The organism is Enterobacter sp. ENT02 (assembly GCF_019219165.1).
Taxonomy (GTDB): domain Bacteria; phylum Pseudomonadota; class Gammaproteobacteria; order Enterobacterales; family Enterobacteriaceae; genus Enterobacter; species Enterobacter mori.
In genome coordinates this window covers 337,631-350,577 of record NZ_JAHUWD010000003.1, presented here as the reverse complement: position 1 = coordinate 350,577, position 12,947 = coordinate 337,631, and the positions used below count along the sequence as shown (strand labels likewise).

Here is a 12,947-nt window from a genome sequence, read left to right as displayed (position 1 = left end):
GGGTTTAATGCGCCCCGTTGCCCGGATAGCTCAGTCGGTAGAGCAGGGGATTGAAAATCCCCGTGTCCTTGGTTCGATTCCGAGTCCGGGCACCACTATTTAAAGAACCCGCCCTCGTGGCGGTTTTTTGCTTTTGGGCTAATCTAGCAGCTCAATGCTTCCTTCTTTTGTTCTTAGCCAACGCGGTGCTTTTAACGTTTCGGCGTAATATCCCACCAGTTCATACAGTAAATCACTGATGACTCTTTCGGCTTCCACCGTCAGAGACCCACTCACTATCAATTGTGTCAGTACTTGGCAGTAATGCCCCACCTGGTCCGCTTCCACTTCAAAAGCAGGTACATGCAATGGTATTTCATCCACCGTCAGGCTCTCTTTTAAAAACTCCGGCACAGGTTCCATCAACGTCGGTTGTAATAAGGCCAGACAGGCGCAAAGCCGCCCGCACAACGCCATTTTCTGCACAGGATCATGGCACTCCACCAGCGCTTCACTAAAACGCTCGCAGTTGGCCGCGAGTTCCGTGAAGTCGGTTTTGTGATTGAAGGGAACGGTAAATAAAGGGTGAATCGAGGTTGGGATAGTAGCCATAGTGGCATCCTCCTGTAACGTTTATATTTCCGCCACTGGAGAGGTCAATCTCACGGGTGGCGGAACCGAGCAGGGTTGACCTTACCGGCGTTACAGGAAACCGGCGCGCCTTACGACGCCCCCACCCGGCCCGCCATTGAGGTATAGCCGTGCGTACGACATAAAAAAGACGCTGGCGCGTCATATGTCGCCTGTAACAATTTTCAGGAGGTCAAGCCCGACACCTGATTTTGCAGGTGCGGGTAAAAGATACTGTAATTAGCCAATAGCAGCAAGCGAGGTTATGGAAGATAGATCGTAGAAAATAAAAAAACAGCTGGTGAAGCAAGTTCTCTATGTATCAGCCCGTACCTTAAACCAAGTCTCTCCTCTTCCACTGCACACAAAACATAACTATGCTTACGGTAAAAAACACGGACATTGATTTGATGAGGGTGGTCAAGCCCATTTTTCTGCTATAAAGCATAGAGTTAAACTTTACAGGCATAATCCTGCCTTTATTGGAGGTATGATAATGAAGGATAATCTTGTTCAAGATATTGCTTATAAAATTTTTTTGTCAAACTCAGATGAAATGGAGTATGAACTCACTGAACAGGAGCTTTCATTTCTAAACGTAGAGAAATCTGAAGGTTACTGTCTAAAGGACGGCAAATTAATCTTTTCATCTTATGAAGACAGAGATCATTATGTTGCCCATCATTATTTCTCAGAAATAGACAGTGATTCCATTGATGCAGAGAAAATCATACTACAGACTGCTTTTTGCATATGGGGTAAGACTTTGCGTGATGATCGTTCAACCGCAGGTATATTTCTCAGTTTATATGAAGATAAAATCAATGTTTGGCAGATGCTGCTCGCATCTGAACGTAACCAATATGAAGTTACGTCTCTGGCCGATCAATTTATAAAACATTCTAAAAATCTAGATATAAATACTTTGTTTAATTTTTTCTCCGCCATTCACAATAAATACAATCAATATTCTGGAGTGTTTACACTGTTAGGAGAACGACTAGCCAATAACCCTCAAGAATGCCATAAGATAATTAATAAATTTCATTCAGATATAAAACAAGAAACTCTTCACCTCTATAATATTGCCTTATTTTCACTAAAAAAAGAAAACTATACATCAGCTATTGATATTTTGCTCGATGACATAGAAGAAAGTGACGTTATCTTGTCTCCTCAAGCCTTGTGGATACTTGGCAGATTTGTTGAGGTAAATAATATAGAATATCGTAACAATGAAATAAAATTAATCATCAAAGAAAAAATTGTTTCTCCGGTTACAGATATTTCCAATGCTGCTATACAAGCAATCGTAAATACGGTAGATAAAATACCTGAATTTTGTGAAGTCATCCTTAATTTGCTCAAGGATAAAAATATAAAAACAATAGCGTTGCTTTGCCAAAAAATAGCAACAGCTAAAAAGTTACAATCTCATGCTGACTTTCCTGACTGGATAAATATCATCTGTATTAACTCAGGAGATGATATCGAACTCAGAGGGTTAATACTCCATATTTTATCATCACTCACTGAAGATGAAACCAAACATCATTTATTGATTAATTGTCTCTTTGTAATGATAAAGAAAGCTTCTATAGTAAGAAAATCTCAGGAATTAGAGAGTTTTTTATATCAAGCTACTAAATCCATTGAATTAACGAATGAAATTTTCACATTGGCACTTATAGATGACACTCCAGAAGTCTCTGAGTTTTCACAATTACTATCCACATATTTAATGGTTAATGATAGTAGTAATTCATTAAGTTATAGCCTTCCAATTATTAATAATTTCACTGAAAGAGATTTCATTTTTTTGGTGCGAAGAACTCTGGGTTATATTACTAATGAGAAACATTTAATGTCTTCCATACTATCATTACTGAATATTGATAACGCAAATAAAAGAACCGATAAAATGGTATTATCTGTCATATCAAATGAAATAGCCATTGACTATCCAAACTATGTTATTGAGCTAATACGAGAATGCAAAAATAAAATCAGGAACAAAAGAAATCGCTTATTAAAAATATATGACGAAATACTTGTTCGTACGGAAGACTATCTTAACTCTCTAAAAACATATCCAAGAGTAAAAGAATTCGAACCACCTTCAGCATATGTACTGTCCTTTCAAAAAGAACGGAATAAAGTTATGGCCAAAAACCAAGAGGCTATAAATGAAGATTCGCTTGTATTTAAAATAGCTACCCGCATACAACTAAAAGCAGGAATAGGTTCTTTTTATTACAATGATGACTTTGGTACTGGCTATAGTGAACCATCATATCTTTACCCATTTTCGAGTAGCTATTCTCTTCCGCGAAGGTACGTCATGGACAATGTTGGGTATGAATTACGCTTGGCAATGTTCAAGACAGCAAAAAAGGATACAATATGAAAGTACTAATTTCTCAATATATTCGAACATTGAAAGAGAGAAATGAACTCGACAGGCTATTGCCTAATTTATTATTATCAATGAGTATCGTTCCTCTATTTACTACACAAACGGGAACAAGACAATATGGTGTCGATATTGCTGCAATAGGTAAAGATCCTGATGATGGAGAAAAAAAACTATTTATATTTGTAATTAAGCAAAAAGATCTTGGTAGATCTGAATGGGATTGCGGGCCACAGTCCATACGACAGAGTTTAAATGAAGTTTTTGATGTTTACCTTAGAAATCATTTACAACCAAAACACAAAAAACTTCCCAAGAAAATAATTTTATCCACCAGTGGTGATATGAAAGAAGAGATAAATCAAAATTGGGCCGGATATCTTGATGATCATAAATCCCATGAGTTTGATTTCTGGGGAGCAGATAAGCTTTCCACTTTTATCGAAAAATACATGTTAAACGAGCATATATTTAATGATATTGACAGAACCGATTTAAGAAAGTCGCTATCATTGATTAGTGAAAATGATTATTCACGGATTGATTATCATCGGTTACTACTACGAATCCTGATGCTTGATGATGAGGGGAGAAAAACTAAAGAGATCAATAAAGTAGAACTAGATAAGTCAATCCGCACCTGCTATCTCGCGGCTAATATATTAGCTTACTGGGCAATACAGGATGGCAACACTAAGCAAGCTTTGTTTGTATCTGAACGATGTCTACTATGGGTATGGCACCGTATCAATCTTGAAAAAGATCCAGAAAAATACTTCCCTGCGTTTGAAGTTATATGGCAAAGTTACATTAACATTTCAGCTGAATATTTTTCCAAAGTTCAGCCATATTTCCATGGAAAATATATTCTTTCTTCATATTCAACTGAAAGTTCACTGGTCAACATAACTGTATTTGAACAAATTGGTATACTTGCAACTCTCGGATTAAATAATTTTTTCCTCGCCCATAGGAAAGATAATAATGGAGGTGCGCTTCAGATTCATAATGCCGATATCGTTGCCGATAGCTTGTGTGCGTTAATTATAAACAATCCCGCATCTGGTTCGCCACGTCTTGATGAGAATGCCATTGAAATTGCTCTTGGATTAATATTTCTTTCGCTGATGGGGAGAAAGGATGCTGTCGAAAAATGGCTTAGAGAACTAATTTGTAGGTTGGACTACGTACTCAGGATTGGACGAGAACATCCGATATCAACAGACTCTATTGACGATCTTATTAGCATGGAATGCAATAGCGATGATGCATATTTAAAAGAAAAAACAACAAACATGTCCTGGATTATCCCCACTTTAATGGGATGGTGTGTGATACTGGAAAAAGAAGAAGGATATTCCGCATTATTAACTGGAATAAAAGATTCATATAAAAATATATGCTCCCAGCTATGGCACCCAACGAATGACCTTTATAGACACCTTTACTTTCATCCAGCTCAATCCTTCACTGGTGAGACCGAGGCACCAATAGCTTTTCCGGATAATATGAATGATTACAAGAAGAGAATGGATGAACTACGGAAAAACAAAAGATATAATATTTTCAAAGAGTCAAGTGCGACACAGGCAGGTTTAATTATACTCGATTTTATTGCCTGTAGACATTTTAGAACTCCTGTACCCGCTGTACTTTGGTATGGCATGCAAAAAAAAACAGAGTGATAAATTACGTTTTTCGGTTTTATATCATGCTTCACCAATGGGCGTTATCTTAAAGCCCATTGGTCCCTTTTGAAGTACCTTTTGATTCATGGTGTTGCCTGCTCGAACTGGAAGTGCTCTTTATTCAATACGAAAGAGTTCTTTATATATGCTAAATACTCGCCACCAAATCCCCTAACGTCACCATCAATATCATCGGATCCATCGGCGACGGCTCAAACCCCACCCGCAGATAAAATTCCCGCGCTTCATCCGATAGGGCGTGAACCAGCATTCCGCGGATGCCGATGGTCTCCGCCACCTGGATCACCCGCAGCCCGGCGTCGCGTACCAGCGCCCGACCAACGCCCTGCCCATGAAGAGACTGATCTACCGCCAGGCGTCCCAGCACTACAACAGGGATGGGATCGGGCATATTGCGACGAAAGCGGCCGGGTGCGGTATTCGTTGTGACCGCGCTGGACGCCAGCGAGTAATAAGCCAGTACGTTAGAATCTCCGCCACAACAGACAAATGTACGGGATGCACCACTGGCCTGATTTTTCATCGCCCGCTGCTTGAGCCAGTTATCCATCGAATCTACCCCACAGCAAAATGGAGTAAGAATATGCCCTGCGCGAAGGGGCTCTGGGGCAGAGATCATTTTTCCCGCTCCCACGGCGCAGGGGTCTGCATAGTTTTACTCAGTGCGGCATTAGGTGCTGGAGCCTGATCCAGACGAGCCAGAAATTCCTGATAAGCCTCTGGATCGGCCATTATGATGCGTTGTTCGATCAGTGCCTCTTCCGCAGCAGCGCGGGCTGCTTCCAGCACGAAGTCAGTGCGGTTTTTCCCTCTCGCTTTCGCTGCCCGATCGATAAGATCTCGCTCGGCAGGCCTGATGCGCAGGTTAAGGGTTTCGCGTTTCACCGCCATAGTGTTTGCAGCTGGCATGGTGTTGTCCTCCTCTGTTCAATGGATATTAAGTATACAACACGCGTAACGCAGATGTCATTACAACGCTTTAAAAGGCACCGAACCGAAAGGACTTCAACTTATTTATATCCACGACATTCCGACCACTGCGTCAGCAGCGCATACAATTTAGCTGGCTCCAGAGGCTTACGCAGCACCAGGTACCCCTCCTGCTCTGCCTCCAGCAGAACCGGTGAATTAAATTCGCCGCTGACTATCGCGCCGCTCATATCCGGCAGACGTTCAAAAAGCGCTTTAAGAACGTCGAAGCCGCTTTCACCGGATCGCAGACGCTGGTCGCACAGCACGGCGAACGGCTTAAAGCCCTCGTCGATTATGGCGAACGCTTCTTCAGCGGAGGCCGCGCAGCGCACGTTGATTCCCCATACGCTCATCAGGCTCTCCCAGGCAGACGTCACCAGCGGATCGTCATCGACGACCAGGCAGGAACCGTGCAGCGGTGCATAGCGTACCGGCGTGGCGGTGCTATCACAGGCGGGTTGGGTGTCCAGCGCGATGTCTTCGCCAGCATATTGAGTGAAGCGCATCCAGAAGCGTGAGCCTTTACCTTCAATGGATTGCATCCCGTACTTCACCTTCATCAGCTTGGCACAACGGGCCACTACGGCCAGTCCCAGTCCGTGTCCGGCGCTGTCAATCTTCCATGCCAGCTCAGGGCGGTAGTAAGGTGAGAAGATTTTACCTTTCTCGTCATCGGCGATACCGACACCCGTATCCCACACCTCTACCATACACTCCTCACCGCGTGGCCGGATGGCGACCAGTACGCCCCCCTGTAGCGTGTAGCGAAGGGCGTTTTGAATCAGGTTAATCAGGGATTGTCGCACCAGCAGCGGATCGCCTGTCACGTAGATGCGGCGTTTGGGTCGACGGGTAGACAGTCGCAGGGCACGGCTGTTGGCCTCTTCGCGAAACAGCGTGATCACCGAGTCAAGCAGAGCGCCGATATCCACTTTGGTCGGGGCAGAAAGGACATTCCCGGATTCAATTTTGCTGAGATCGAGCAGAGAGTTGAGCATTAAATGTACCGAACGAACGCTCTGCTGCAGGTCAAGGAGTTGCGGCGTCAGGCTATCGTCCCGGTTTCGGTGGAGAATGGCTTCGATCAGAAAACCCATGGCGTGCACGGGCTGGCGCAGATCGTGGCTGGCGGTTGTCAGAAACTGATTTTTATCCAGCAGAGCCTGCTCCGCGTCCTCTTTGGCCTGACGAAACTGTTCCGCCAGGCGCGAGCTTTTTTCCTCAAGAAGCGCTTGCTGTATAAAGAAAGCGTGTGAAGTTAATGCATGGCGGTAAATCGCGAAGCCGTAAAGCAGATTCAGCATGAGCACGATGAACATTAACTCATCCAGCCGCCAGATAATGCCGAGGTTCAGCACCCCCCAGGAGGCGAAGAAAAAGCGCGTAAAAGTGCTGATGACCGGCGTCAGATGCGTCGCATTGGCGGCGACGATAGCGGCGATGCTGATATTAAGGAGCAGGAAAAAGTCAAAGTTCTGCGTCTGCGGGGTAATTAAATAGAGTGATGAAATGCCCAGCCCGTGGACAAAGGCGATATTATTAATACGCGGAAGCCAGCGACGCAGCACGTCCTTTTCAATATTGTCTTTCGCTTCGCGCTGATAGCGTCGATGCAATATTCGTATCGCCACTGCACATAGCAGATAAATGATTATCCAGGTAATCGTTGGGCCGAGGTCATCCCCAAGCATATAAATCCAGATGGCGAAAGGGATCCCGACAAAGGGCACCGCGCTAAAGCTAAACACCAGCCGCAGAAAGGTGTTGTTTAGCAAACGGATCTGCGCCGGAGGAGAGATACCCTCGTTCTGTAAGCTCTGGAAAAACCTCATTCCGACGGTTCCTGCTTGCCATGCAGAAGCGTGATGGCCTCTACCCTGCTGTTAACACCTATCTTTTTCAATATATTGCTGATGTGTTCTTTGACCGTGGGCTCAGAAATTGAAAGCTGTGCGGCGATTCTTTTATTTGGCAGGCCACGCATAATCATATTTAATACATCTATTTGCCGCGGCGTTAAGTTAAATTTACTTAACTTCTCATTATTCGACTGAACGGAAATTTCGCTTCCATCAGGGAACCACGTCAAATTATTAGTGAGTGCGAAAACGGCCTGTGAGAACATTTCAGGCGGTTCGCTTTTCAATACAAAACCGTGCCCCCCGGCGGCATGAACTTTCCGCCAGAGATCATTATTGTCATCCCCGCTGACCACCAGGAGTCGTATCTGTGGGTAAAGTTGTTTCACTTCTTTGAGTAATTTCAACGCCGTTCCGGACGAGAGCCAAAAATCGATTACCAGCAAACGTGGTGGGCCATTATCCCTAATTTGACGGTAGCAATCGTCTTCATTCGTCACCACATACGCCTGCTTAAATTGGCAATGTGTAATCAGATAATTGGCGATGCCGCTAGCTACCAATGGATGGTCATCAACGACCAACGCATAATTCTGTCCCAAAGGGTCCTCCTTTAACCTTCGCATATCTGAGAGTACAGATGAATTATTATCTACCCACCCTACTTTAGGAGGGTTTTTTCGATTAGGAAAGGGAAATATATTATTCGCTGATTTGAGTAAATGAAAACATAAATACAATCAGTGAAATTAACTGATTGGATATCAAGGATAATTTATGAAAAAACCTCTCGTCTTTTTAACCGTTACGTTGATGCTAACCGGTTGTTCCACGCTGAAAACCGATCAGGCTATTCCACTCCTGCAGGCGGAGACCGCTAAAATGCTGGGGCTGGGCTCATCAGATGAAATAACCGTGACCAATGTAAATGGCGCCCAGCCGGACGCACTGGGTGGACAAAAGCTGTCTTATCGCGCCACGACGGAAAAAGGGCGTATTTTCGATTGCTCATCAATGATGATGCCTGGGATTTTAGGATCCGCACCGACACTCAGCGCGCCAACCTGTACCCCTGTCGTCACTCATAAATAATTAACTTCAAATCAAAAGGCGTACATAAATAACGCCTTTTATATTTTCTGACGTATCTGAGTTTTCATAAAAACGATTTTCCAGACATCACGCTAATGAGTACGGAGATAGCCCGTGAATAACTCTACATCGCATGCTTTAGCGGTTAAGACGCCGCTTTCCAGACTTTACCTCGCTCTATTTTCCGCGCCGCTGTTACTGCTTTCACCTGCCGATTTCGCACGTGCAGCCGATGCAATTTTTGATGGCGACGCGCGTATTACCGAAACGCTGGGTTACACCGGAGATGTTTACGTTGGACGTAATCAACGCGGAAACCTGCTGATCGATAATGGCAAAATCACCGCCTATAACATCAATATCGGTCGACTGTTCGATGGCCAAATTTATGAAAGCGTCGTCACGGTTCGTGGGCCAAACGCTGAGCTTAACGCGGTGAACGATCAGTACGTCCTGCGCGGTGACCTTAATCTTGGCCTCGGCACCCTGCGTGTCGAAGAGGGCGCGCTGGCGAGCGCGAAGGAGATCGTTGTCGGCACCACCCGCGGCTACGACAGCCACCTTATCGCCACGGGTGCGGGTTCTCGCGTGACCAGTAATTTTCTCAGCGTAGGCACCGATCTGGGGGCACGCTCCACGCTGGCGATTGAAGACGGCGCGGCGCTCAGCACCGCCTACGATGCGCGCATCGGCAACGGTACCGGGCCGGGTGAAACCGACACGCTGAGCCCGAAAGCCACCGTCACGGGGAGCGGTTCACAGTGGAATGTTGGCCGTACATTGACGCTTTATGGCGATCTGGACGTGCTGAACGGTGGAACGGTTAACGTTGGCGGCGCGCAGGTGGCGGGCGTCTCCGGGGCGGGTAAAACCGCCGAGCTGGTTATTGCGGGCAAAGACTCACGCTTTACCAGCGTTAGCAGCGTGAGCGTGGGCGATTATGGCAATGGCGTGCTGTCTGTGATTGACGGCGGTTCATTTTCCGCTGGTAGCAATACGCTGATCGTGGGGACTTCGGGTTCCGGTTCGAACCGGGGTGCGCTCATCATCGGCAGCCGCGGCAATATGGACACCGGCACGGGTTTAACTGAGCCAACGCTTGGCACAGCGGGTGGCGCGGGTACTCTCGATGCGAATACGGCAATCAGCCTGCGTGGCGGGCTGTTCGGCAGCTATGTCTACTTCAACCATACCGACGGAAATTACGTCTTCAGCAACACGATGAGCGGTGAAGGTGAGGTGATCAATACCTCCGGGCAGACAACGCTAAACGGCGATCTTTCAGCCCTGCAGGCGAACGTGACCGCGCGCGGTGGCAAAGTCATTATTGCCAGCAATATCAACACCCAGCCAGAAGACGATATTTTTGATATTCAGACCCTTAGCGCCGAGAACGGCGGAACGCTGATCCTCAACGCGACGGCGGGATCCGACGTTAGCAACGGGCTGGGCTACAGCAGCGCCGCGTCAATCAAAGCCGGCGGCACGCTTGGGGGGAACGGCACGCTGGGCCAGACCGAGATCCTGTCCGGCGGGCATATCTCGCCCGGTGACGGCAATATCGGTACGTTGACGCTGAAACGCTATCTGAACTTTGTCGGCGAATCCTTCTATGATGTTGATATTGCCGGAGATGGTCGTAGCGACCAGCTGCTGGTATCGGGCAAAACCACCATCAGCGACCAGGCTAAAGTACAGGTCACCGCGCTGGACCCGCAAACCAGCTACAAAACGGGCCAAAGCTATCGCATTTTAACCTCGGACGGGGGAATTGACGGTCAGTTCGCGGGGGCGATCTCCAAATCTGCCTTCCTGGACGTGGCGCTGAAGCAGGGCACCAACGCCGTCGATCTGACCATCGCCCAGAAAGAGACCGGCGGCGAGAATCCTGGAGGCGAAAATCCGGGAGGTGAGAATCCCGGAGGCGAAAATCCCGGAGGCGAAAACCCGGGCGGTGAGAATCCTGGCGGTGAAAACCCGGGCAGCGGCAAGCCGGGCATTTTCCAGACCGTGGCCAAAAGCAGCAACCAGTGGAATACCGCCGGTGCGCTCTCCACGCTGACGCAAAGCGGCCCGTCGCTGGCGCTGTACAACTCGCTGCTGGTGCTGAGCGCGCCGGAAGCGCGCGAGGCGTTCAACCAGCTGTCCGGTGAAGTTTATCCGTCAATGCAGTCCAACCTGATCGCGGGCAGCACGCAGGTGTTTAACGTGTTAAACCAGCGTATGCAGCGCGCATTTGATAACGACAGCCTGCCGATACCACCGTTAGCGATGTCGCTGGTGCAGCAGCCGGAGCCGCAAAATAACGGCGTCTGGGGTCAGACCTTCAGTTCATGGAGCCGAAACAACGGCGACGGTAACGTGGGCAAGCTGGATGGCAATACCACCGGCTTCCTGCTGGGGGCAGATCGCAAGCTGGCGGATCATAACGTGCGTGTTGGTGGCTACTTCGGCTACAGCCGCGGTGATTACGACGTCGATAGCCGTCGTTCCTCAACGGATACCGACAACTACCATCTTGGCCTGTATGCAGCGGGTCAACAGGATGCGTTCTCCCTGCGCGGCGCGCTGGGTTATACCTGGCACAAGATCGAAGGCGAGCGCACTGTTGATTTCAGCGGCTTCTCGGATCGTCTGAAGTCGGATTACGACGCCAACTCGCTGCTGGCGTTCACCGAAGCGGGCTACCGTTTCGGCCAGCCTGATATGAATATTGAGCCGTTCGTCAATTTATCGTACGTCCGACTGCATACCGACAGCTTCAGGGAAGACGGCGGTGCCGCCGCGCTGAGCGTACGTAACGAAACGATGAACACCTTCTATTCCACCCTCGGGGTGCGCGGTGTGACCGAGCTACCGAAGAACGTTAACCTCTACGGTTCGTTGGGCTGGCAGCACGCCTATGGCGATAAGAACACCTCTTCGCGCATGGCGTTTGCGGGCAGCGACACGTTCATTACTCAGGGTCAGGCCGTGGATGAGGACGTGATGGTGGGTGATATCGGCGTGAGCGTACAGCTGTCTCGAGCGGCGACGCTGGATGTGGGTTATCAGGGGCAATATGGTGCGGATACCCGCGTCAACTCGGTTAACGCGAATCTGCGCTGGTCGTTCTGAATCATTTCTATTAAAAGAACCCGCACTTGTGGCGGGTTCTTGCTTTTGGGCACTCAGGAATTCAGGGATCGTTCCCACCTGCGTCCAGCAGTTTGTTTTTAAAGATAAACAAACACGCCTCGTTGAAGTTCTCCACTCCCAGGCGTTCCGAGAGCGTCGTTCGTTTGCGATAGAGGCTTTTCACCGACGTATTCAGCTCCTCGGCAATGGCTTCCATCGACATCCCTGCCCTCAGCAACCGCAACATGATCGCTTCGTGCGTGCCCGGCCGTAAATTAAGTAGCCACCTCGTGGTCAGGCGTCTGCCCTTCATATTAAGAATCAGATTAAACAGCGAGGCCATATCTGGCGCGGTGAGCGACGTGTTCATAAATAACTTCATACTGAGCAGATTCTCCTCGCGGTGTCGCATATCAAGCATAACGCAGCAGATTGTTTTTTTCGTTCTGGCCGGATGGCGTATCAGGTAATCATATAAACGGAGCGGAGCACGACTATCAATCAACACAGAATATTCATCTGCACCGTTATCAAATATGTTTCTGTCAATCTTGTCGAGCAGGATAATATCCGGAAAAAAAATCCGCATCCCCCTCACAAGGTAGCGATCCTGAGTCACTAACACTATTGAAGTTGCCACTAACCATCCCTTTTAGATTAAAGCAAGAACGATCCTTCAGAAAGAAGGCCGCCTTCGTTTTATAGCGCTGTTATTTTAACGATAAATGTATTCTGGCTTTGGATATCCCTCAATACAGACATTGATGAGAAAGACTTCCTGTAGACTATCATTCAATGGCCGCCATTAATTATAAATAAAAAACAATCGCAGAAAAGTCACTTCTCTAAACATTAAGAATTTTTGTCATGAAACTTCCCAAATATGTACCAGAAAGTACTTTAATTGACACAGCAAAACCGCATAAAAAATATATAACAGGCTGTCACAATAAAAATAAAATAAATAACTTTCAATGAGTTACAAATAAATAGTCAATTCAATAAAAACGTTAAAAACCGCTCGATACAGAATTATCTCAAAACGATAAACCCGCTTTTCAACATATTTATCAGGCAACATATCAGGTGTACATTAGCTTTCACCCAATCCCCTGAGATAAGGATCCATAATTACCTTTAGGTAAGTATCCCACAACATCACTGCATTTAGATTTA

Annotated in this window: 10 protein-coding genes and 1 tRNA gene; 5 read left to right on the top strand and 6 right to left on the bottom strand. The window is 47.0% G+C overall.

The window, feature by feature from the left end; all coding sequences use genetic code 11:
• Positions 1-19: 19 nt before the first annotated feature.
• Positions 20-95: transfer RNA gene (locus tag KW829_RS12635), tRNA-Phe, on the top strand.
• Positions 96-138: 43 nt separating this feature from the next.
• Here KW829_RS12635 and KW829_RS12630 read toward each other — a convergent pair.
• Entirely contained in the window at positions 139-591 is a 453-nt protein-coding gene (locus KW829_RS12630; RefSeq protein ID WP_218308344.1) for a hypothetical protein, read from the bottom strand.
• A 514-nt stretch (positions 592-1,105) separates the two neighbouring features.
• Between KW829_RS12630 and KW829_RS12625 the strand changes: the two genes are divergently transcribed.
• A complete protein-coding gene (locus KW829_RS12625) occupies positions 1,106-3,016 on the top strand; it encodes a hypothetical protein (RefSeq protein WP_218308343.1) in 1,911 nt (636 codons plus the stop codon).
• On the top strand, positions 3,013-4,707 hold the full coding sequence (locus tag KW829_RS12620) for a hypothetical protein (protein WP_218308342.1): 1,695 nt from the start codon (positions 3,013-3,015) through the stop codon (positions 4,705-4,707). Before KW829_RS12625 ends, KW829_RS12620 begins: the two co-directional genes overlap by 4 nt.
• A gap of 151 nt (positions 4,708-4,858) precedes the next feature.
• Here KW829_RS12620 and KW829_RS12615 read toward each other — a convergent pair whose 3' ends face one another.
• From KW829_RS12615 to KW829_RS12600, 4 genes are all read right to left on the bottom strand, one after another.
• Entirely contained in the window at positions 4,859-5,350 is a 492-nt protein-coding gene (locus KW829_RS12615; RefSeq protein WP_010435526.1) for a GNAT family N-acetyltransferase, read from the bottom strand.
• Positions 5,347-5,640, bottom strand: coding sequence for a DUF1778 domain-containing protein (locus KW829_RS12610; RefSeq protein ID WP_218308341.1), 294 nt, complete (start codon positions 5,638-5,640; stop codon positions 5,347-5,349). The genes KW829_RS12615 and KW829_RS12610 overlap by 4 nt, the downstream gene beginning before the upstream one ends.
• 101 nt (positions 5,641-5,741) lie before the next feature.
• Positions 5,742-7,535 (bottom strand): hybrid sensor histidine kinase/response regulator, encoded by a 1,794-nt coding sequence (locus KW829_RS12605; protein ID WP_218308340.1) that lies wholly within the window; start codon positions 7,533-7,535, stop codon positions 5,742-5,744.
• The gene (locus KW829_RS12600; RefSeq protein ID WP_010435529.1) at positions 7,532-8,164 is read right to left on the bottom strand and encodes a response regulator transcription factor; all 633 of its coding nucleotides are present in this window, start codon (positions 8,162-8,164) and stop codon (positions 7,532-7,534) included. Before KW829_RS12600 ends, KW829_RS12605 begins: the two co-directional genes overlap by 4 nt.
• A 175-nt stretch (positions 8,165-8,339) precedes the next feature.
• On the opposite strand from KW829_RS12600, the gene KW829_RS12595 reads away from it, so the two are divergent.
• Both KW829_RS12595 and KW829_RS12590 read left to right on the top strand, forming a co-directional pair.
• Entirely contained in the window at positions 8,340-8,654 is a 315-nt protein-coding gene (locus KW829_RS12595; protein ID WP_010435531.1) for a lipoprotein, read from the top strand.
• 114 nt (positions 8,655-8,768) lie between these two features.
• Positions 8,769-11,771: an autotransporter outer membrane beta-barrel domain-containing protein gene (locus KW829_RS12590; RefSeq protein ID WP_218308339.1), complete on the top strand. Its 3,003-nt coding sequence runs from the start codon at positions 8,769-8,771 to the stop codon at positions 11,769-11,771.
• A 61-nt stretch (positions 11,772-11,832) separates the two neighbouring features.
• On the opposite strand, the gene KW829_RS12585 is transcribed toward KW829_RS12590, so the two are convergent.
• Positions 11,833-12,360 carry a helix-turn-helix domain-containing protein gene (locus KW829_RS12585; protein ID WP_010435537.1) on the bottom strand — a complete coding sequence of 176 codons (528 nt, stop codon included), beginning with the start codon at positions 12,358-12,360 and terminating at the stop codon, positions 11,833-11,835.
• Positions 12,361-12,947: the final 587 nt, after the last annotated feature.